Here is a 21,310-nt window from a genome sequence, read left to right as displayed (position 1 = left end):
CCGGGAAACCCGGGCCCGTTCGAGCGGTCGGCGGCTGCTCGCGTGCTACAAGGCTGGGCATGGAGATCGAGCCGATCACCCTGTCCACGCCGCGGCCCGTGCGCCGGCCGATGCTGGTGCAGGGCTGGCATGAACTGACCTTCCTGCACTGGCCGGTGGAGCCGGAGCGGGTGGCCGGGCTGCTGCCCGCCGGGACCCGCCCGGACACCCTCGACGGGGTCACCTACGTCGGGCTGGTGCCGTTCATGATGCGCGGCGCGGGCCTCGGCCCGGGGCCCGGTCTGCCGTATCTCGGCACGTTCTGCGAGACGAACGTACGGCTGTACTCGGTGGACGAGCAGGGCCGCCGCGGTGTGGTGTTCCGGTCCCTGGACGCGGCCCGTCTCCTGCCCGCGCTGGTGGGGCGGCTCGGCGTACGGCTTCCCTATACGTGGTCGGCGATGCGCCTGCGCCGCGAGAACGACGTGCTCACCTACACCACCCGACGGGGACGCTCCGCGGGTCCGGGGCCCACGAGCCGTGTCGTGGTGAGACCCGGCGCGCCCATAGCGCGGCCCACGCAGTTGGAACTGTTCCTCACCGCCCGGTGGGGCCTGCACGTCCTGTGGCACAGCCGCACCGTGCACCTGCCGAACGAGCACACGCCCTGGCCGCTGCACCGGGCCGAACTGCTCGGCCTGGAGGACGAATTGATCACCGCGGCCGGCCTGCCGCACATGACGGACGCGCCGGTGAGCGTGCTCTACTCGCCGGGGGTCTCGGTCCGGTTCGGGAAGCCGTCCACGCTGGAGCCGTCCCTGGTCCCCAGCCGGTAGCAGACACGGGAGCCGACGCCACGAGGCGCTCGGGTCCGCCGACGGGCCCGTGATGCCCAGCCGCTCGATGGTCCCGCCGAGCTTGGGCCGGAACTGTTCCAGCATCTCCTTGCGGCCGGCCAGGTCGGCGATGACCTCGACCTTCGCCGGTGCCACAACTCCGGCCTCCAGAACTGCCGTTACCCCGGACGGACAGGCCTGCCACAGTGGTGCGGGCGAGCACCGGCGGCTGGTCACCCGCCGCATGTCGACGTGGGGGCCGTGGCCACCGAAGCATCACGATCAGAAATCGAGAAGCGCCCGACCGTCGGCCACGCCTAGCGTGACCCCGGTGATCCGACGTCTCGTCCCCTCCGCCTACCGGCCGGTCCTCGCGGACCGGGTGTTCCGGCGGCTGCTCCTCGGCTTCGGGGTCTCCTACCTCGGGGACGGCATGAGCTTCGTGGCGGTGGCGTGGCTCGCCATCGAACTCGCGCCGCAGGCGACCGCGGGACTGTGGGTGGGCGGCGCGGTCGCCGCGTACACCTTGCCCGGCGTGCTGGGCGCGCTGGTGTTCGGCCGCCGGCTGCGCCGGTTGTCCGCCAGGCGGCTGCTGATCGCCGACAACGTGGTGCGCGGTGTGTTCCTCGGCGCCGTACCGCTCGCCTGGTTCGCCGGGCTGCTGACCCTGCCGCTGTACGTCGTACTGCTCGCGGTCTCGTCGCTGCTGCACGCGTGGGGCAGCGCGGGCAAGTACACGCTGCTCGCCGAGCTGCTGCCGGGCGAGCAGCGGCTCGCCGCGAACACCCTCGTCGGCTCGCTCGAGTTCGCCGCCACGATCGCCGGGCCCGCGATCGCCGGTGTGCTGGTGACGTACGCGAGCTCCGCGCTCGTACTCGGTCTGGACGCTCTCACCTATGCGTTCCTCGCCGTGCTCGTCGTGCGCACCCGGCTGCCGGAGTCGGGGCACGTCTCCCCCGTCGACCGGGCGGCCGCCCGCGGCGGGCTCTCGCTGCTGCGGTCCCGCCCCGAGCTGCTCGGCCTGCTGACGCTCACCTGGTTCTTCAACCTGCTGTACGGCCCGGTCGAGGTCGCCCTGCCGCTCCACGTGACCGACGACCTGCACGCACCGGGCACCGTGCTGGGCCTGTACTGGGGGCTGTTCGGCTGCGGCGCGGTACTCGGCTCGCTGGCGATCGGAGCGCTGCGGCAGCTGCCGCTGTGGCCCGTGACGGTCGGCATCGTGATCGCCTGGGGGCTCGCGCTGCTGCCGTTCGGGCTCGACGCGTCGACGGCCGTCACGGTCGCGTGCTTCACATTCGGCGGCGCCATCTACGGACCGTTCGTGGCGCTCTCGGTGACCCTCATGCAGGCGAAGTCGCCGCCCCAGCACCTGGCCGCGATGCTCGCCGCCCGCAGCGCGGTGCTGCTCACCGCGTCACCGCTCGGCACGGCGCTCGGCGGACCGCTCACCACGGCGCTGGGCCCGCGGGCGACGCTCGGCGGCTCGGGACTGGCCACCGTGGTCCTCGGCGCCGTCGCCTGCCTCCTGCTCCTGGCACGGCGCGGGAACCCGGGCGGAACCGGTCAGGATTGAAGAAGCGCCGGTCCGCGGGCCGCGGCTAACGTGACCGCAGAACGACGACCTCGGGAGTGACCATGACCGGCTCATCCACTCAGGGAATCAAGACCGTGCTGCACCCCGTCTCCGACCTGGCGGCGGCCAAGGAGGTGTACACGGCCCTGCTCGGCGTGGCCCCGACGGCCGACGAGTCCTACTACGTCGGCTTCGAGGCCGCGGGCCAGCACATCGGGCTGGTACCGGGCGGCGGACAGCAGGGCATGACCTCGCCGGTGACCTACTGGCACGTGGCCGACATCGAGGCGAAGCTCGCCGAGGTGAGCGCCGCGGGTGCCACCGTCAAGGAGCCCGCGCGCGACGTCGGCGGCGGCCGCCTGGTGGCCACCTTCACCGACCCCGACGGCAACGTCCTCGGGCTGCTCCAGGACCGCTGAGCACCGAACCACCGCGCCCGCCCCAGCCCGATACATGGAGAGACGATGACCACGGCCAAGAGGACGCACTCGCAGTCGCCCGCGCCGCACGCCGCCGACAGCCACGATCTGATCCGCGTGCACGGCGCGCGCGAGAACAACCTCAAGGACGTCAGCATCGAGATCCCGAAGCGCCGGCTGACTGTGTTCACCGGAGTCTCCGGTTCGGGCAAGAGCTCGCTGGTGTTCGACACGATCGCCGCGGAGTCGCAGCGTCTGATCAACGAGACCTACAGCGCCTTCGTGCAGGGCTTCATGCCGACGCTGGCGCGGCCCGAGGTCGACGTACTCGACGGGCTGACGACCGCGATCATCGTCGACCAGCAGCGGATGGGGTCCGACCCCCGCTCCACGGTCGGCACCGCCACGGACGCCAACGCGATGCTGCGCATCCTCTTCAGCCGGCTCGGCAAGCCGCACATCGGCTCGCCCAAGGCGTTCTCCTTCAACGTCGCCTCGATCAGCGGGGCGGGCGCGGTCACCGTGGAGCGCGCCGGGCAGAAGGTGAAGGAGCGTCGCTCCTTCAGCATCACCGGCGGCATGTGTCCGCGCTGCGAGGGCCGGGGTGCGGTCACCGACGTCGACCTCGGCCAGCTCTACGACGACTCCAAGTCGCTCAACGAGGGCGCGCTCACCATCCCCGGCTACAAGTCGGGCGGCTGGAACTACCGGCTCTACACCGAGTCCGGCCTCGTCGACCCGGACAAGCCGATCCGCAGATACACCAAGAAGGAGCTGTACGACTTCCTCCACCTGGAACCGACCCGGATGAAGATCGCGGGCATCAACATGACCTACGAGGGGCTGATCCCGCGGATCCAGAAGTCGATGCTCTCCAAGGACCGGGAGGCGATGCAGCCGCACATCCGGGAGTTCGTGGACCGGGCGATCACCTTCACCACCTGCCCCGACTGCGAGGGCACCCGGCTCACCGAGGCGGCCCGGTCGTCGAAGATCAAGAAGATCAGCATCGCGGACGCCTGCGCGATGCAGATCAGCGATCTGGCCGACTGGGTCCGCGGCCTCGACGAGCCGTCGGTGGGGCCGCTGCTCACCGCTCTCCAGCAGACCCTGGACTCGTTCGTGGAGATCGGCCTCGGCTACCTCGCGCTCGACCGGCCCTCGGGCACGCTGTCGGGCGGCGAGGCGCAGCGCGTCAAGATGATCCGCCACCTCGGCTCCTCGCTCACCGACGTCACCTACGTCTTCGACGAGCCCACCTCGGGTCTGCACCCCCATGACATCCAGCGGATGAACGACCTGCTGCTGCGGCTGCGGGACAAGGGCAACACGGTGCTCGTCGTGGAGCACAAGCCGCAGGCCATCGCCATCGCCGACCACGTCGTCGACCTCGGCCCCGGCGCCGGCACCGCGGGCGGCACCGTCTGCTTCGAGGGCACCGTCGAGGGGCTGCGGGCCGGTTCCACCGTCACCGGCCGCCATCTCGACGACCGGGCCGCCGTCAAGGAGACGGTGCGCAAGGCCGCCGGCGCGTTGGAGATCCGCGGCGCGACGGAGCACAACCTGCAGTCGGTCGACGTCGACATCCCGCTCGGGGTGCTCTGCGTGATCACCGGTGTGGCGGGCTCCGGGAAGAGCTCGCTGGTGCACGGGTCGATCCCGGCCGGCGAGGGCGTGGTGTCGGTGGACCAGAGCCCGATCCGCGGCTCGCGGCGCAGCAATCCGGCGACGTACACCGGACTGCTCGAACCGATCCGCAAGGCGTTCGCCAAGGTCAACGGCGTGAAGCCCGCGCTGTTCAGCGCCAACTCCGAGGGCGCCTGCCCCACCTGCAACGGCGCCGGCGTGATCTACACCGACCTGGCGATGATGGCCGGCGTCGCCACCACCTGCGAGGAGTGCGAGGGCAAGCGGTTCCAGGCCTCGGTGCTGGAGTACCACCTCGGCGGCCGGGACATCAGCGAGGTGCTGGAGATGCCGGTGACCGAGGCCGCAGAGTTCTTCGGCGCCGGTGAGGCGGCCACACCGGCCGCGCACCGCGTCCTGCAACGGCTCGAGGACGTCGGCCTCGGCTACCTCAGCCTCGGCCAGCCGCTCACCACGTTGTCCGGCGGCGAGCGGCAGCGGCTGAAGCTGGCCACGCACATGGCCGACAAGGGCGGCGTCTACGTCCTCGACGAGCCGACCAACGGCCTCCACCTCGCCGACGTCGAGCAACTGCTCGGCCTGCTCGACGGGCTCGTCGACTCCGGCAAGTCCGTCATCGTCGTCGAGCACCACCCGGCGGTCATGGCCCACGCCGACTGGATCATCGACCTCGGCCCCGGCGCAGGCCACGACGGCGGCCGGGTCGTCTTCGAGGGCACCCCCGCCGACCTCGTCGCCGCCCGCTCCACCCTCACCGGTGAGCACCTCGCGGACTACGTCGGCGCCTGAAGAGGCGACACCTGTCCGGTCGGCCTTGACCCTGCCCGAGGGTCAAGGCCGACCGTGTCCGCATGGACGACGACCTGCATGACGACATGGCCGACGACGCGCTCCTGGCCGAGCAGTTGGCCTACTACCGGGCGGGCGCGGCCGAGTACGACCGGCCGTACACGGAGTACCAGGGCCTGCGTGAGTTGCTGACGGCCGTCGACGATCTCCCGATCGCCGGGCATGTGCTGGAGCTGGCCTGCGGAACCGGTCAGTGGACCCGGCTGCTGGCCGCGCGGGCGCACTCGGTGACGGCCGTCGACGCGGCATCCGAAGTGCTGGCCCTCGCTCGTGCGCGCACCGCATCCTCCACCGTCGAGTTCCTTCAGGCCGACCTGTTCGCCTGGCAGCCGCCGCGACGCTACGACACCGTGTTCTTCGCCTTCTGGCTCTCGCACGTCCCGCCGGCGCGGCTGCCCGCCTTCTGGAACACCGTCGCCGGCGCGCTCGCGCCGGGCGGTAGGGCGGTCTTCGTCGACGACGGGCCTGCCATGGCCGCGGAGGAGGAGGTCGTCGCCGATCACCCCGTCCCGGCCGCCGTACGCCGGCTCGACGACGGCAGCAAGTACCGCATCGTGAAGGTGTTCCACGATGCCCGGACCCTCACGGACGATCTCACCGCGCTCGGGTGGTCGGCCCGGATCCGGACGGTGGCCGGGAATTTCATCGGCATCGCAGAACCAGCGGGCAACGTGAGTACATCGGATCAATCTCCGTGACGTAGGGACCGTTGACGCCTTCTGTGGGCCACCCCTACGCTCCGTCAAACAATAGATCCGATGAATTGAGCGTCAGGAACTGTCCCCTCGCATCGTGGAGGCACCCCGCAATGACCTCTAGACGAACCGTGCTCGGCTCAGCGCTGGCCGGTACGACCGCCGCCGCCTTACCCGGCACGGCGGTTGCCGCTGCCGCAGAGAACGCCGCGCCCGGCGGTCGCTGGCAGCTCCGTAACCGGATGGACTCCGACGGCTCGTGGGCCGACTTCCTGCGTGGGCAGGATCTGGTGTGGCACCGGCTGCCCACGGTCTGGACCGAGGGTCCGTTCCTGGGCGACGGGCGCCTGGGCAGCATGGTGTACCGGGAACCGGACGCGAACAGCGTCCGGTTCACCGTTCAGCACGGCGAAGTGCAGGACCACCGGCCCGAGTTCGGCAGCGGCTGGGGCACCGCCCGGCTGCCCGTGGGACATCTGACCCTCGACCCGCTCGGCACCATCACGGCCGTCGACTGGCGGCTGAGCCTGTGGAACGCCGAGCTCACCGGCACGGTCACCACGGACAAGGGCGTCCTGACGCTCTCCGCCCTCATCCACGACGGGATCCTCGCCGCACGCGTGACGGCAGAGGGCGACGAGGAGGTCCACTGGACCTTCCACCCCGAGGAGGCCATCAGCCCCCGGAAGATCCAGGAGGCGCCACCGGCCGGATACGTCGCCAACCCGCCCTGGACCACCCGGTGGACCGGCGACGTCGAGCAGGTCCTCCAGCCACTGACCGGCGGCGGCCAGACCGCGACGGCCTACCGCCACTCCCGCGACACGCTCCTGCTCAGCGTCGCCCACAGCCACCCGTCCGACACCCGGGCCGGGGAGCTCTCGCTCGGGAAGATCCAGCGCGCCGGTTCGTACGCCGCTCTCCGCTCGCAGCACACCCGTTGGTGGCACGCCTTCTACCGCAAGAGCTTCGTGTCGTTCCCCGACCAGCGCCTGCAGAGCTTCCACTGGATCCAGCTGTACAAGGTCGCGTCGGCGAGCCGCGCGGGCGGCCCCGTGATGGCGACCTCCGGGCCGTGGCTGGAACCGACCCCCTGGCCCGCCGTGTGGTGGAACCTCAACGTCCAGCTGGAGTACTGGCTCATCCACGGCTCCAACCACCTGGAACTCGACTCGCTCGTCAGCACGTTGAGGCAGAACCAGGAGCAGCTGGTCGCCAACGTGCCCGCCGCGTACCGCTCGGACAGCGCCGGAATCGGCCGCAGCTCCGACATGTTCGCCGACCGCGAGGTCGGCATGCCCGGCACCGGTGCCGAAGTGGGCGACCTGACCTGGGCGTTGCACAACGCCTGGCTGAGCTACCGGCACACCATGGACGAGGCGCTGCTGCGCGACACCGTGTTCCCGCTGCTGCGCCGCGCGATCAACTACTACTGGCACTTCCTCCAGCCCGGGGACGACGGCAGGCTGCACCTGCCGTCGACACTCTCGCCGGAGTACCCGGTGGTCCCGCCCCGGGACACCAACTACGACCTGGCGCTGATCCGTTGGGGCTGCACCACGCTCCTGGAGGTGGCCGCGCACCTCGGAGTCGACGATCCGCTGAAGCAGCGCTGGCAGGAGGTGCTGGCCAGGCTGACGCCGTATCCGGTCGACGCGAACGGCTTCATGATCGGCGGGGACACTCCGTACGCCCAGTCCCACCGTCACTACTCGCACCTGCTGATGGTCTATCCGCTGTACCTCGTGAACTGGGACCAGCCGGAGCAGCGGGAGTTGATCGAGAAGACGATCGTGCGCTGGCACGCGCTCACGGGTGCGCACCGCGGCTACAGCTATACGGGCGCCGCGTCCATGTACGCGATGATGGGCCGCGGCGACACGGCGCTGACGTATCTGGAGAAGTTCTTCGACCCCACCACGCGCTACCCGTGCCGGGCCAACACCCACTACACGGAGGCGGGTCCGGTCATCGAGACGCCGTTGTCGGCCTCGCAGTCCCTGCACGACATGCTGTGCCAGAGCTGGGGCGGTGTCGTCCGGGTCTTCCCGGCCGTCCCGTCGTCCTGGTCCGACGTCACGCTCCACGACTTCCGCACTCAGGGAGCCTTCCTGGTCAGCGCGGTCCGCAGCAAGGGGGTCACCCGCTTCGTCCGCGTGCGGAGTCTGGCGGGCGCGCTGCTCGAACTCCGCCACGGTCTGCCCGCCGGCCGGCTGACCGCCGTCCTCGACGACGGCCGCCCGGCACACACCCGCACGACCTCCGAGGGCACCCTCGCGATCGACCTCCCCAAGGGGCGCGAGGTCCTGGTGTACACGGGCGAACGGCCCGATCTCGTCATCGCTCCCGTGGGGGTGAGCGAGCCCGGTCAGCCGTGGGGGCTGCCGTAGTCCGGCGGGCGCCGACCGGTGCGGCTGGAGCGGCCGCGCCCGGCGCGGGAGAATGGCCGTATGGGCGGTGAGACGGTGGACGAGGCGGTGCGGGCGGTGCCGGCGCCGCCTCTGCGGGGGCTGGTCGGCTGGTACTCCGGGTACCGCCAGCGCGGTATCCCGCACGGCCGGCACCGGGGTCTGCCGTCGCCGTGGCTGACCCTGATCATCACTCTCGACGAACCGCTCAGCATGGCCGCGCATCCCGATCCGGGCGCCGCTCCCGGCGACTACCTCACCCTGCTGGGCGGCCTGCACCTCACGCCCGCGCTCATCGACGTCCCCGGAAGGCAGTCCGGCATCCAGGTCGCGATCAGCCCGCTCGGCGCCCGCGTCCTGCTGGGACTGCCCGCCGGAGAGCTGGCCGGGACTGACGTCCACGCCGACGACGTGCTGGGCCCGGGCATGCGCGAGGTCCACGACAAGGTGCGCGAGGCACCGGACTGGGCCGCCCGCTTCGACGCCGTCGACGACTGGCTGCTGCACCGCATGTCCCACCACGACGGCGTGGGGACGGCCTTCGCCACGCCGGTGGCGGGCGCCTGGCAGCGGCTGCTGTCCACCGGCGGTCGTCTGCGCGTCGACGAACTCGCCGCACAGACCGGCTTCGGCGAGCGGCACCTGCGCAACCGCTTCCGCGCCGAGATCGGCCTCACCCCCAAGGCGGCCGCCCGGGTCATCCGCTTCGACCTGGCACGACGCCACCTGGCCCGCCGCCCCGGCCTCCCGGACCTCGCGGGCCTGGCCGCCGACTGCGGTTACGCGGACCAGTCCCACCTCGACCGCGAGTTCGCCGCCCTGGCGTCCTGCACACCGAGCACCTGGCTGGCGCAGGAGTTCCGAAACGTCCAAGCCGGGCACCATCCGCCCGCGTGACGCTGGTGGTGTCAGCAGGCCGATCCCGGCAGGCTCCCGCGAGACGGAGGCACAGCACCATGAACACCACGCCCGACACCGCCAAGCAGCCGCCCGCCCCACAGGTCTGGCCCACCCTGCGCGCCCACGACGCCCGGGCGCTGATCCGCTTCCTGGTCGACGCCTTCGGCTTCGAGGAGACCGTGGTCTACGGCGACGGCGACCTGGTCGAGCACGCCCAGCTCAGCTGGCCCGAAGGCGGCGGCATCATGCTGGGCTCCGTGCGCGAGGGACAGGAGCCCGGCACCGGCCCGACACCGCCGGGTGCCTTCAGTGCCTACGTCGTCACCGCCGACCCGGACGCCGTCCACGCCCGGGCCAAGGCCGCAGGCGCCGAGATCACCGCGGACCTGAACGTCACCGACTACGGCTCCCGCGACTTCGCCGCCCGCGATCCCGAGGGCAACAGGTGGAACTTCGGTACCTATCCCGGCGAGCCGCGGTGATCCTTTTGGGGTGATTTTGCACACCCTGCCCGGTGTCCCGGGTGGTCCGACCAGGGAGTTGTCGCCCGCCGTACCCGGCGTGACCCTCGACACCACAGCCGTCGTTCACCGCATGCGGGCACACTTGGGCATGCGCTGCTGCCTGACCGCTCCCCTCTCGGCCCTGTCGGCCCTGCCGGATCCCTGCCAAGTCCTGCGATCCGGCGCTCTCCTCACCCCCGCCCTGCTGCGGGCCGCCGCCGACGCCCTCCGCGGCCCGGCGGGCAGGAGCGGGCACCGTCACCGGGACGGCGTGGCGGCCGTCCATCTGGAACTCGTCACCCTGGCCGAGGACCGCGCCGTCATCACCTGGTACACCGGCCTGCCCGGCACCAACGACGGAACAGGCCACATGCTCCCCGCGGTCACCGAGGGCGAGGTCGTCTACGGCACCCATCCCGGCCGCCTCAACCGCGTCGCGGCGGAGGACGGGCCGGTGGCGCACCACTACGTGGAGCTCACCGACCTGGAGCCCGGGCAGACGTACTACTACCAGGCCCGGGCACGGGGTGTGGCCGCGACACCGACGCCACTGCATCTCGTCCGCGGCAACGCCGTCGGCACCAATCTGCACGGCCTCGGATCGGGCGGAGGCCCGTACTCCTTCACGACGCCGCAGCCTCCGCCGGGGCGGCACCTGCTGTCGATCGCGCTCTGCAACGACCTGCACCTGGGTGAGACCACCGCCGGTCTGGTGACCGGCGTCCCGCTGCTGCGCGGGGTGCGGCAGGCGCAGGGCCACGCACCGTATCCGGAGATCATGAGCCGGGCCGTGGTCGCCGAGGCCCGGCGGCGCGGGGCGGACGTGCTGCTGGCCGCCGGGGACATCTCGGCAGGCGGCGGGGCGCACGACCTGGCCGAGGCCAGGCGGATCCTGGACGGTTTCGGCAGTCACGGGCAGGACTACTTCGTCGTACGCGGCAACCACGACCGGCCCGGACACGGCAACTGCCGCTCCTGTGACGGCGGTTGCGGGGACTCCTTCCGCGACGGGTTCCTCGACGGCGAGGGACCCTCGTACTTCGCGCGCGACCTCGGCGGGCTGCGGATCGTCGGGCTCGACACGTACGAGAAGGACGGCAACGGCGCCGACTCGGGTGGCCTCGGCGCCGAGCAACTGTCGTGGTTCCGGAGCCGGTTGAGGGAGAACAAGGACCAGCCGACCGTGGTGTTCGGGCATCATCCGCTGGCGGTGCGGGACTCCGTGTTCCCGGTGAGCGCCGGGCAGCGCCTCGGCCGTCGCCAGGCCCGCTCCATCCTCGACGCCTACGCAAGTTCACCCGGCGTCTTCCTCCATCACGCCGGCCACACCCACCGCAACAAGCGCACCGTGCTGCCGCAGGCCCCGCACGTCACGATGCAGGAGGTCAGCGCGGTCAAGGAGTATCCGGGCGGCTTCTGCCTGGTCCGGATCCACTCGGGCGGGTTCGCCGTGAACCACTACAAGGCCGGCGGTCTCGCGGCCCGCGAGTGGGGCGAGCGCAGCCGGCGCGTGGCGGCCGGCCTGTGGCCGCACCACGCCCTCGGCCGCTCGGTCGCCGACCGCAACAGCATGACGGTCCGCGACCTGTCCGGCATCACCCGCCCGGCACCCCGCAACTCCATCCCGGCTCAGCTGCACACAGCGTAGGGCTCAGTCCGCGGACCGGTCGTTCACCAGGGCAGACCCTCCACGTACGTGCCGACGCGGTCGCGGTCCCAGGCGCCGTCGGCGACGAGGCGGTAGCGGTAGGCGAAGGACTCGCCGGGCGGCAGCTCGAACTCCTCGAAGAACGCCCAGGAGAACGCGACCGTGGGGATCGGTTCGGAGCGCACGAACCAGTGCGACTCGTGGATCGCGGTCCGCTCGTCGAGGTTCTCGGGTGCGTGGGCGAAGACGAGCGTGGAGTGCGCGTCGACGTCGTCGTGCTCGGTGGTGAAGGCCAGCCACGGGCTCTGTGCGGCGCCCGGGTGGTTCGACGCGCGCAGGCCTTGGGCCGCTACGACGATCTGCCGACTCGGCTGGTGACCCACGAGACCGGTCGACACCGGCGTGTACTGCACTGGGACGGCGTGGTCGGGCAGACCCCACTGACCGAGGCGACGGTGGAGGAGCGGCTGAGCTTCTTCGCCGAGAGTCCGGCCGGTCCGGAGCCGCTGTGGCTGTGGCTGAACGAGTCCGGTCTGCCGTTCCACCCGGCCTCGTGGAGAACGTGTTCCGGGCCGCGAACGAGCGGTGCGAGGTGGTGCTGTCATCGGTGATGAGCAACCGGCCGTTCTGCACGCCGCACATGTGCAGGCACAGCTTCGCGTTGTTGATGCTCGTGGTCCTCAACCACGTCATGGACCGGCGTATGGGGCTGGCGCCGGAGGAGCGGCCGGGACTTCCGTCTGCTTTAGGGCGATCCGTGGCGGATGGTGCAGGAGCTGCTCGGTCATGCCCAACTGGAGACCACGAAGGCGATCTACCTCGCCCCGGTCGCGGATCTTCAACTGCGGTCGCTGCTGGCCGACTTCGCGCCCGCTGGCGGACCGGTGTCGGAGCAGGAGCTCGCGGGGCTGTTCACGCGGCTGGCCCGGGAGAGCGAGGGCATCCAGGACCTGGACGAGAAGCTGGTGGCCCAATGAGCCGCCGCGGCCGCGCGGCCGCTTTGCCCGAACTTCCGCATCAGCGTCCGGCGGTCCTTGAGGAGAACGGCCTGGTCGTACGGCACCGGGACGCACAGGGCCGGGTGCGTAGCTACGCCTTCGGCGCGCTGCCGGTCCCGAAGGCGTTTGGGCGGTCGTTGGCCGCCCTGTATGCGGCCAAGTGCGCGCCGGGCGGAGGCTGGGACAGCATCGAGACCAGCGAGGCGCATTGGTACCTCGCAGAGCAGCATGCAGTAGTCCGCGCCCTGCCCTACCAACTACGGCCAGGGACCCCCCACCAGTAAGAGCGTGTCCCACGTGGCCGTGATCTACGTGTGACGTTGCGGTTGTCCCGTCCCCCTAGACGTTCTCCCTGTCACGCTTGATCTTGGTGGTTTGCCTGCCCTGGCACTTCACTACCGGGGGCGGCCGCTTGTTACTCTTTCCGATCATGCGAGCCCTCTTCCCAGGATCCTTCGACCCGGTCACTCAAGGGCACCAGGACGTACTCCGGCGCGCTGCCCTCCTGTTCGACGAGGTCGTCGTGTGCGTGATGTTCAATTCGAACAAGACCGGCCGCTTCCCCATCACGGAACGGCTGGACCGGCTCCGCGCGGCAGCAACTGACTTGAGCAACGTCACGGTCGACTCCCACACCGGCGGCCTGCTGGTCGACTACTGCCGCCAAGCCGGAATCGACGTCGTCATCCGCGGAGTCCGCGGCGTTGCCGACCTGGACTACGAAATGCCGATGGCCCGCATGAACCACGAACTGGCCGGAGTCGAAACGTTCTTCATCGCTGCAGACCCCACCCTGGCCCACATCTCCTCCACCCTCGTCACCGCGATGGGTCAACAGGACCATGTCCCCGAATGATGACTTGAGCGAGCCTCTTCCAGCAGCTGGGGGCGGCAGCGAGGGTTCCTGACACCACAGCGGCCGGTTGTCCACCATCTCAGCGCTGGTCAGCTTTCCACGCTGACAAGCCAGAACTGGCGTGTTGGTTCGTCGGCTGGGAGGCAGGAGTAGCAAGCGTCGTGCGGCACTCAAGCCAGGCGTCAGCACTCAGCAAATACTGGAGTCTGCTGAACAGGGCGAGCAGCTGAGGGCCCCACTTGTCGCGGAAGGCGAAATCGACGATGGCGAGATCGAGTTCGTTGGCCGCCGACAGTTCGGTGAAGTCCTGGCGCAACTGTGACCCTGGAACGTGGGAACGGCCGGTGAACCTGTCGTGAAAGGCAGCATCGGCCTGGTTGAGAGCCGGGTACGTTGCCTTCCGGTCGCATGAGGCGTACAGGTACACGATGGCCTCGGCCTCGGCTCCAATCACCGCTGCAAGGTCATTGCGACGGTCCAGTGGCAGCAGTGCTGTGGGGAAGCCGTCCGTGCTGTAGAACGCGTGACACAGACCGGCGAGTTGGAGAGCCGGGCGGGCCTTCCACGTCGCCAGCCGCGCCTGTACGCGCTGGAGGTGGGTAAGGAGAGTGCCGCCGGGGTGGGCGATGCTTTCTGCACCGAACTCACGCAGCAGGGTGACAGCCCGGTCAGTCGTGGCAGGGAGAGCAGGCACGGTGTCCGTATCCCTTCGGTAACGGGTTGGTCGGCACCCGTACAGCGCCTTCGCCGGTCCGGATGCGTACGAAGGCACCGGACGGGTTGCCGCCTGGGCCCTGCAACGATCTTCTGACACCCCAACACCCCAGTCAATCCTGGGGATTACTCCGCTCACCCCAGGTATAGCTTGGGTGCCATGACCCTGGATGACCTGCGCGTGTTCGTAGCCGTGTGTCGGGCAGGAAGCCTCAGCGCCGTGTCCCGGGACCTGTCCTGTACCCAGTCCGCAGTGAGCCAGCACGTCAAGCGCCTGGAGCGGGAAACGGGCATGAGCCTGTTGGAACGCCAGCCGCGCGGGGTTGTTCCCACAACGGCGGGGCGCATCCTGTGCGATGCCGCCGCCGACGGGATCGCCGGGCTCGATCTTGCGCTGCGCCGCCTGGGAGACCTCGTGAACGGCGAAAGCGGTTCCGTGCGGATCACGACCGGCGGAACGACCGTCCGGCACTTCATGGCCGAAGCGATCGTCTCCTTCCGCCGGCGCTACCCGAAGGTGAGTCTGGAGTTCCAGACCGAGACCTCCAGCCGCGGATGCTTCGACGCTCTCCTGGCCGGCAACCTCGACCTTGCCTGGATCACCGTCGGCGGCCCAGTGCGCGGCATCGAGCAGCGCCCCGTCACCGATCTGCCCTGGGTGCTCGCCATGCGGTCCGACGATCCGCTCGCGGCCCGGACGCGCATCGACGCCCCCGACCTCAGGGGCATCCGCCTCATCCGGCTGCCGCCGAACTCCACCTCCGGCGCCCATTTGGACACCGTCTTCGCCGAACTGGGGATCCTGACCGGTTCGGACACCAGCGTCGCCGACTGGGACACAGCCCTGCTCCTTGCCGAACTCGGCCTGGGTCACGCCGTCGTCCCCGCCATATCGGGTCTCCCCACACCTGGTGACGGCAGCCCCCTGCGTCTCATCCCCATTCCGGCGCTGCCGCCGCTGTCGGTCGGCTGGGCCGTACGCCGCTGGGACGCCCTCTCCCCGCTCGCTCGGAGCTTCGCCGACGCGGTCGCTGCAAGTTGTACGAAGACGCGCATCACGGCGTGAGCACGAAGACCGAGTTCGGCCTGTCTCCATGCTCACCACACAGCAGCCGCTCTTGGAGCCTTCGCCAGTAGGCGCGGGGTCGGAGGGGTAGCACCGGGGTGTTTCACCGACGACTTCTGGATCACATAAGGTTCGCATTCGGGGAAAGGGATTCGTGGGCGAATGCGAGTTCTGCTGCTGGATGCGGCTCCTGGGAAGCTGCTCGATCATGAGCTGGAGTGCCTGCTTGGGCACGGGCTGGCCGTCACGCTGAACCTCCGGCGCATAGCCGATGATGCGAGCGCGCGAGTTGCGTGGACGGGCCGGGTGGACTTCACCGACTTCGATGCTTTCGACGAGTCCGCCCTGATAGCCGAGACCATCCGCGGTGGGCTCGGCCATCACGCGGTGAAGTCCCGGGCCGGCGTCCCGTTGCGCGCTGCGTTCCTGGCAGCAGCGACCGATCCAGCACTGGCCAACCGGCTCCGGGTGATCGGCGGTCGCGGACGACGGCCCGTCCATCGCCGTCAGAAGCCGCGCGGGATTGGCATGGACCTGTTCATGATCCCCGACTATGCTCTGCCGCGCATGCATGAGAGCGCTCTCAAAGTTCTGCTGTTCCACCCCACCTTGCTGGAACAACGAAGGGCTACTGTCTTGAGACGCACAACAGCCATGCGTACGGGCCTGTCCGCACTCCTCCTCCTGGGCACCTGGGCCACCGCGAGCACCCTGCCGGCCTCCGCCTCGGACTCCCCCGTACGCTCCACCGAAGCACCCGCCTCCGCCCCACTCCTGTCCGCGATGCGGCACGACCTGGGCCTGACGAAGAGCCAGGCCGAGGCGCGCCTGGCAGCCGAGAAGACGGCCACGACCGTGGAACGGAAGGCCAAGCACGCCGCCGGATCGTCGTACGGCGGCTCCTGGTTCGACGCCGCAAGCGGCAAGCTGACCGTCGCCGTCACCCGTGACGCGAACACCGAAGCCGTACGGGCGACCGGTGCGACCGTACGCCTCGTGCGGCACAGCGCACGGCAGCTCGACGCGGCGAAGAAGCGCATCGACGCGCTGTCCGCGCCCACCGGCGTCGGCAGTTGGTACGTCGACACCAAGGCCAACAAGGTCGTCGTGAACGTCGTCACCGCGCACCGGAATGACAACGATGTCCAGACCTTCCTGGCGCAAGCCCGCCAGGCCGGCCCGGTCACGGTCGAGCAGACCGCCGACGCACCACAGACCTTCGCGGCCGGCACCGTGGGCGGCGACCCCTACTACACCGGCAACGTCCGCTGCTCCATAGGCTTTTCGGTGTACGGCGGGTTCGTCACCGCCGGGCACTGCGACCAGCACACCGGCGCGGTGTACGGCTGGGACGGCTCGTACGTCGGCAACTTCCAGGGGTCGTCGTTCCCGGACAACGACTACGCCTGGGTGAACGTCGGCAGCGGCTGGTGGACCGTGCCGGTGGTACTCGGCTGGGGCACGGTCTCCGACCAGCTCGTCCGCGGCTCGGCCGAAGCCCCCGTCGGTGCGTCCATCTGCCGCTCCGGCTCCACCTCGCACTGGCACTGCGGCACCGTCCTGGCCAAGGACGAGACGGTCAACTACAGCCAGGGGGCCGTCCATCAGATGACGAAGACGAGCGTGTGCGCCGAACCCGGTGACTCCGGCGGCTCCTTCATCAGCGGCGACCAGGCCCAGGGCGTCACCTCCGGAGGCTGGGGCAACTGCAGCTCCGGTGGCGAGACCTGGTACCAGCCGATCAACGAGATCCTCAACCGGTACGGGCTGACGCTGCACACCGCCTGACCCCTCACCACCGTGGACGAGCGGGCTTCGCCGGGCACCGACCGGCGAAGCCCCTTCGGCCGGACTCCGCGAGGGGTTTCACGATGGTCGCGGAGCCCGCTTTCGTGGCACTCCGACAGCGCCGGACGCGGCTGCCTCGAGGAGGCGACGGAAGGTGGAGCACTCCATATGGCTCGGCGCCGGGCAGGCGGCGGCGTGCCGCAGGGAGTCACGCAGGACGCCGAGTTCGCGGATCGTCCGGTCCAGCTCCTCCGCCCTGGCCGCGAGCATCTGCCGGTCGATGCGCGGCTGCCCGTCGGGCGCGAACATGCGCGCGATCTCGTCGAGCGAGAAACCGGCGGTGCGCCCGAGCGCGATCAACGCCAGGCGCTCCAGTACGCCGGGGTCGTACTGACGGCGCAGGCCCCGTCTGCCGCTCGAGGCGATCAGCCCCTTCTCCTCGTAGAACCGCAGGGTCGAGGCGGGAACCCCGGCGCGCTGTGCCACCTCGGCGATGTCCAGGTCTGTCATCCTCTTTACCTCAAGTCGACTTGAAGTGGCACGGTGTCACCTCGGCCGGATGAAGGCAAGCAGAGGAGGCGATCATGGACGTCACGCGCAGGACGGATGACGAACAGGCGGCCCGGTGGAACGGGCCCGGCGGCAACGCCTGGGTCGAGTTGCAACCGGTGCTGGATGCGATGTTCAAGCCCTTCGAGGACCTGCTCGTGGATGCCGTGTCAGCCGAGGACGCGGGCCATGTGCTCGACGTCGGCTGCGGCACCGGCGCCGTCACGCTTGCCGTCGCACGGCGGCTCGGTCCGGCGGGCCGCTCGGTCGGCGTCGACATCTCCGAACCGGTGCTCAACGCCGCCCGGGCGCGCGCCGAGCAGGAGGGCGCGCGGGCGTCCTTCGTCCGGGCCGACGCCCAGGATCACGCGTTCGAGCCGGCCACCTTCGACGCCATCGTTTCGCGCTTCGGCGTCATGTTCTTCAGCGACTCCGTCCGGGCGTTCGCGAATCTCCGGCGTGCCGCGAAGGACGGGGCCCAACTCCGGTTCATCACCTGGCGCGGCCCTGCGGAGAACCCGTACATGACGACGGCCGAACGCGCCGCGGCACCGCTGCTGCCGGACCTCCCCGCCCGCCCCACGGACGGGCCGGGGCAGTTCGCCTTCGCGGACCCGGACAGGATCCGCGACATCCTGGCCGAGAGCGGCTGGACCGGGATCGACATCCAGCCGATCGACGTGGCCTGTGCCCTTCCCGAGGGTGAACTGGTCCGTTATTTCACCCGACTTGGTCCGCTGAGTCAGGTCCTGGGCAAGGCGGACGAGAAGACCCGCGCGCGGGTCGTCGACGCGGTCCGCGCCGCGTTCGACACGTTCGTGCAGGGCACGGACGTCCGCTTCACCGCGGCCTGTTGGACGGTCGGCGCCCGCGCGTCGTCGGCAGCAGGCGCCCCCTGACCGTCCGGGCCCGCGACCGGCCGGATCAGTGCCTGGCGAACTGCACCCGGGTCGGCTGCGCGACGTTCGGCCGGATCGCGATCCCGTTCACGGTGAGTCGTTCTCCGTAGATGTCGGTGATCCTGATCGCGCCACCGCATCCGCTGCCGTCCTCGGAGAGGAAGTAGTTGTAGTCGGTACGCGGCAGTTGACGCCAGCCGCTGCCGGTGCGGACCTCGAGCCGGGCCAGCGGATTGCGGTGACCGATCGCCTGGATACCGCACCAGTACTGGGTGGATCCCGTCTTGTACCGGATCGAGATCGTGCCGGAGGCGCTGGGGCTCGCCAGCTTCCACGTGATCGGGATCCGGCCGGCCGAGGGGGCGGCGAGTTTGGCGAACGCCTGCGCGCTGAGGTCGATCTGACCGGGTGCGCAGTCCCCCGGGCACTCGTTGGTGATGCGGACCGTGATGGACGTCCCGTTCGCCGCGCGGACGCTCACGTACGCCCCGCACGCCTTGGCCGTCTCGTAGTCGGTGTGGTTCATCGCCCCGGTCATCACGTCATCGCTGGGGTCGTACAGGCAGGCCCCGCCGCCGTCCGCGTCGTAGAAGGTGGCCACGCCTCGGTAGGTGACGCCGGGTCGTATGCGTCCCGCCAACAGCACGGCGCCGGACGCCTGTTGCTTGGTGGCCGTGGCCGACGGCTTCGCCGACGCGGTGCCCTTGGCGGGAGACGACGTCGACGGGGTCGCCTTGCCCGAGGGCTTCGCCGATGTGTCGGCGGCACTACGGGAGGCGCTCGGAGATCCCTTCGCCGACGGAACGTTCGCCCGGGCGCCGACGGCGGGTGTGGCGGCGGCGCGCCCGGCATCGGCCTTGTGGTCGGTGAGGAGCACCACGATCAGGGAGACGACGGTGAGCGCCGCGGCCACCGACAGGAACAGCCACCGTCTGTGCACCGGACCTCCTTGAGGGCCGCCACCCGTTGCCCGAGTGACAGAAGCAGCGATCGTGCCAGACCCGGCCGCACGGCGACAAGGCCGAATTCCGGGCCTGGCGGCGCCGGGCAAGGTCCCGCAGCTCCGGCGTCCCGCCGCGAAACTTTCGCCGTTCCGGCCGCCCTTTCCCGAACGCGGGCGACAGGCGCATAGTGATGGCTGAGTTCTACGGGGTGAGGAACAGGATGACGCGGAAGAGGGCCCTGATCGTTCGCGGCGGATGGGAGGGACACCGGCCGGTCCAGGCCACGGAGTTGTTCCTGCCGTTTCTCGAGAGCAGCGGATACACCGTCCGGATCGAGGAGTCGACCGACGTGTACGCCGATGCCGCCGAGATGGCCGGGACCGACCTGGTGGTGCAGTGCGTCTCGATGTCGGAGATCACCGCCGAGCAGCTGTCGGGACTGCGCACGGCGGTCGAGGCCGGCACCGGCTTCACCGGCTGGCACGGCGGTATCTGCGACTCGTTCCGCGCCTCCTCCGACTATCTCCAGCTGGTGGGCGGCCAGTTCGCCACCCACCCGGGCAAGGAGCCGTGCGAGCGCCGCGGGGAGGCGGAGGACAACTTCCTGCCGCACGCCGTCAACATCACCGAGCTCGGCCGCGAGCACCCCGTCACCGCGGGCATCGAGGACTTCGAGCTGTGCACCGAGCAGTACTGGGTGCTCCACGACGACCTGATCGACGTCCTCGCCACCACCGCGCATCCCGCCCGCCCGTGGCAGCCCTGGCACCGGCCGGTCACCTCACCGGCGATCTGGACCCGGCAGTGGGGCACCGGACGGATCGTGGTGACGACACCGGGGCACAGCCTCGACGTGCTGGAGAACCCGCACGTCCGCACCGTCATCGAGAGGGGCATGCTGTGGGCGACGCGCACCGCGTCGGCGTCGTAGGTCTGGGAGTCATCTCGCGCGCGTACCTGGACACACTTCTCGGTCATCCAGCCCTACGCGTCACCGCGGTCGCCGACCTCGACGCCGCACGGTCGGCCGCGGTCGCCGCCGAGCTGCCCGGCGTCCAGGCCCTGACCGTCGAGGAGTTGCTGAGCAGCCCGGACGTCGACACTGTGCTGAACCTCACCGTCCCCGCGGCCCACGCCGAGATCGCCCTCGGCGCCATCGGCCGGGGAAAGAACGTCTACGGCGAGAAGCCCCTCGCAGCCACCCTCGTCGATGCCCACGCCGTCATGGAGGCCGCCGCGAAGGCGGGAGCCGGTGTGGGTTGCGCGCCGGACACCGTCCTGGGCACCGGAATACAGACGGCGCGGGCGGCCGTGGAAGCGGGGACCATCGGACGCCCCCTGTCCGCCTCGGCCGTCATGGTCACCCCGGGACACGAACGCTGGCATCCGAACCCCGACTTCTACTACACCGCCGGCGGCGGGCCGCTGCTCGACATGGGGCCGTACTATCTCGCGTCCCTGGTCCACCTGTTGGGTCCGGTGCGTGCCGTGATCGGGGCGGCCGGCCGGCTGCGTGCTGAGCGCGTCATCGGTTCCGGCCCGCGCGCGGGCGAGCGGATTCCGGTCGAGGTGGACAGCCATGTCTCCGGTGTACTCGAGCACGTGAGCGGGGCCCTGACGACGATCACGACGAGCTTCGACGGCGTGGCCACCACGGCCGCGCCGATCGAGGTCCACGGCGAGACGGGGACGCTCTCCGTTCCGGATCCGAACAACTTCGACGGCGAGGTGCGGCTCTTCGCACTCGGCGACACGCAGTGGCTCACGCTGGGGCCGTCGGCGGGATACGTCGACGGCGCGCGCGGCATCGGCCTGCTCGACTTCATCGCCGCGGACGGTCGGCGGGAGCCTCGCGCGAGCGGCGAACTCGCCCTGCACGTGCTGGAGACGATGACCGCCCTGCTCCGCTCGTCGGCCGAGGGGCGACGGATCGAGCTGACGACCTCGACGCCGCCGCCCGTCCCGGTTCCGCTCACGGCCGCCGAGCAGTGGAAGGGGCAGGCCTCATCGCGGTGAGGCCGTCAACAGGGTGAACC

The 21,310-nt window shown here is 70.4% G+C and carries 20 protein-coding genes and 1 pseudogene; 17 read left to right on the top strand and 4 right to left on the bottom strand.

Annotated features, from left to right (window positions below; translation table 11 throughout):
* The first annotated feature begins 59 nt into the window (after positions 1 to 59).
* From OG303_RS44515 to OG303_RS44475, 9 genes are all read left to right on the top strand, one after another.
* Entirely contained in the window at positions 60 to 815 is a 756-nt protein-coding gene (locus OG303_RS44515; protein ID WP_405875691.1) for a YqjF family protein, read from the top strand.
* Between the two features lie 331 nt (positions 816 to 1,146).
* Positions 1,147 to 2,391, top strand: coding sequence for an MFS transporter (locus OG303_RS44510; protein ID WP_405875690.1), 1,245 nt, complete (start codon positions 1,147 to 1,149; stop codon positions 2,389 to 2,391).
* A 62-nt stretch (positions 2,392 to 2,453) separates the two neighbouring features.
* Positions 2,454 to 2,810: a VOC family protein gene (locus OG303_RS44505; RefSeq protein WP_405875689.1), complete on the top strand. Its 357-nt coding sequence runs from the start codon at positions 2,454 to 2,456 to the stop codon at positions 2,808 to 2,810.
* Positions 2,811 to 2,855: 45 nt separating this feature from the next.
* Positions 2,856 to 5,246, top strand: coding sequence for an ATP-binding cassette domain-containing protein (locus OG303_RS44500; protein WP_405875688.1), 2,391 nt, complete (start codon positions 2,856 to 2,858; stop codon positions 5,244 to 5,246).
* 86 nt (positions 5,247 to 5,332) lie between these two features.
* Positions 5,333 to 6,004 carry a class I SAM-dependent methyltransferase gene (locus OG303_RS44495; protein WP_405877784.1) on the top strand — a complete coding sequence of 224 codons (672 nt, stop codon included), beginning with the start codon at positions 5,333 to 5,335 and terminating at the stop codon, positions 6,002 to 6,004.
* Between the two features lie 110 nt (positions 6,005 to 6,114).
* Positions 6,115 to 8,391, top strand: coding sequence for a glycosyl hydrolase family 95 catalytic domain-containing protein (locus OG303_RS44490; protein WP_405875687.1), 2,277 nt, complete (start codon positions 6,115 to 6,117; stop codon positions 8,389 to 8,391).
* 60 nt (positions 8,392 to 8,451) lie between these two features.
* Positions 8,452 to 9,306 (top strand): helix-turn-helix domain-containing protein, encoded by an 855-nt coding sequence (locus OG303_RS44485; RefSeq protein WP_405875686.1) that lies wholly within the window; start codon positions 8,452 to 8,454, stop codon positions 9,304 to 9,306.
* Positions 9,307 to 9,365: 59 nt separating this feature from the next.
* Positions 9,366 to 9,791, top strand: coding sequence for a VOC family protein (locus OG303_RS44480; RefSeq protein ID WP_405875685.1), 426 nt, complete (start codon positions 9,366 to 9,368; stop codon positions 9,789 to 9,791).
* Positions 9,792 to 9,921: 130 nt separating this feature from the next.
* The gene (locus OG303_RS44475) at positions 9,922 to 11,460 is read left to right on the top strand and encodes a metallophosphoesterase (RefSeq protein WP_405877782.1); all 1,539 of its coding nucleotides are present in this window, start codon (positions 9,922 to 9,924) and stop codon (positions 11,458 to 11,460) included.
* Between the two features lie 23 nt (positions 11,461 to 11,483).
* On the opposite strand, the pseudogene OG303_RS44470 reads toward OG303_RS44475, so the two are convergent.
* Positions 11,484 to 11,771: pseudogene (locus tag OG303_RS44470) on the bottom strand (DUF6807 family protein); the annotation flags it as partial.
* 453 nt (positions 11,772 to 12,224) lie between these two features.
* On the opposite strand from OG303_RS44470, the gene OG303_RS44465 reads away from it, so the two are divergent.
* The 3 genes from OG303_RS44465 to coaD all read left to right on the top strand — a co-directional run bounded on the left by OG303_RS44465 (position 12,225) and on the right by coaD (position 13,314).
* Positions 12,225 to 12,437, top strand: a complete 213-nt coding sequence (locus tag OG303_RS44465; RefSeq protein ID WP_405875684.1) for a hypothetical protein — start codon at positions 12,225 to 12,227, stop codon at positions 12,435 to 12,437.
* Positions 12,434 to 12,742 (top strand): hypothetical protein, encoded by a 309-nt coding sequence (locus tag OG303_RS44460; protein WP_405875683.1) that lies wholly within the window; start codon positions 12,434 to 12,436, stop codon positions 12,740 to 12,742. Before OG303_RS44465 ends, OG303_RS44460 begins: the two co-directional genes overlap by 4 nt.
* A gap of 146 nt (positions 12,743 to 12,888) precedes the next feature.
* Positions 12,889 to 13,314: a pantetheine-phosphate adenylyltransferase gene (gene coaD, locus OG303_RS44455; RefSeq protein ID WP_405875682.1), complete on the top strand. Its 426-nt coding sequence runs from the start codon at positions 12,889 to 12,891 to the stop codon at positions 13,312 to 13,314.
* A 79-nt stretch (positions 13,315 to 13,393) separates the two neighbouring features.
* On the opposite strand, the gene OG303_RS44450 is transcribed toward coaD, so the two are convergent.
* A complete protein-coding gene (locus OG303_RS44450) occupies positions 13,394 to 14,008 on the bottom strand; it encodes a DUF6817 domain-containing protein (protein WP_405875681.1) in 615 nt (204 codons plus the stop codon).
* Positions 14,009 to 14,188: 180 nt separating this feature from the next.
* Between OG303_RS44450 and OG303_RS44445 the strand changes: the two genes are divergently transcribed.
* Positions 14,189 to 15,094: a LysR family transcriptional regulator gene (locus tag OG303_RS44445; RefSeq protein ID WP_405875679.1), complete on the top strand. Its 906-nt coding sequence runs from the start codon at positions 14,189 to 14,191 to the stop codon at positions 15,092 to 15,094.
* A 654-nt stretch (positions 15,095 to 15,748) separates the two neighbouring features.
* A complete protein-coding gene (locus OG303_RS44440; protein WP_405877780.1) occupies positions 15,749 to 16,882 on the top strand; it encodes a S1 family peptidase in 1,134 nt (377 codons plus the stop codon).
* A 78-nt stretch (positions 16,883 to 16,960) separates the two neighbouring features.
* On the opposite strand, the gene OG303_RS44435 is transcribed toward OG303_RS44440, so the two are convergent.
* Positions 16,961 to 17,392, bottom strand: a complete 432-nt coding sequence (locus OG303_RS44435; protein WP_405875677.1) for a helix-turn-helix domain-containing protein — start codon at positions 17,390 to 17,392, stop codon at positions 16,961 to 16,963.
* A 74-nt stretch (positions 17,393 to 17,466) separates the two neighbouring features.
* Between OG303_RS44435 and OG303_RS44430 the strand changes: the two genes are divergently transcribed.
* The gene (locus OG303_RS44430) at positions 17,467 to 18,330 is read left to right on the top strand and encodes a class I SAM-dependent methyltransferase (protein WP_405875675.1); all 864 of its coding nucleotides are present in this window, start codon (positions 17,467 to 17,469) and stop codon (positions 18,328 to 18,330) included.
* Positions 18,331 to 18,355: 25 nt separating this feature from the next.
* On the opposite strand, the gene OG303_RS44425 is transcribed toward OG303_RS44430, so the two are convergent.
* Positions 18,356 to 19,270 (bottom strand): expansin EXLX1 family cellulose-binding protein, encoded by a 915-nt coding sequence (locus tag OG303_RS44425; RefSeq protein ID WP_405875673.1) that lies wholly within the window; start codon positions 19,268 to 19,270, stop codon positions 18,356 to 18,358.
* Positions 19,271 to 19,494: 224 nt separating this feature from the next.
* Between OG303_RS44425 and OG303_RS44420 the strand changes: the two genes are divergently transcribed.
* Both OG303_RS44420 and OG303_RS44415 read left to right on the top strand, forming a co-directional pair.
* Positions 19,495 to 20,205 (top strand): ThuA domain-containing protein, encoded by a 711-nt coding sequence (locus tag OG303_RS44420; protein WP_405875671.1) that lies wholly within the window; start codon positions 19,495 to 19,497, stop codon positions 20,203 to 20,205.
* On the top strand, positions 20,175 to 21,290 hold the full coding sequence (locus tag OG303_RS44415; RefSeq protein ID WP_405875669.1) for a Gfo/Idh/MocA family protein: 1,116 nt from the start codon (positions 20,175 to 20,177) through the stop codon (positions 21,288 to 21,290). Before OG303_RS44420 ends, OG303_RS44415 begins: the two co-directional genes overlap by 31 nt.
* Positions 21,291 to 21,310 lie beyond the last annotated feature (20 nt).

Source organism: Streptomyces sp. NBC_00005 (genome assembly GCF_045160215.1).
Taxonomy (GTDB): Bacteria; Actinomycetota; Actinomycetes; order Streptomycetales; family Streptomycetaceae; genus Streptomyces.
Note: the sequence above shows the minus strand (reverse complement) of the source record. Positions and strands in the feature narration are given on the sequence as shown.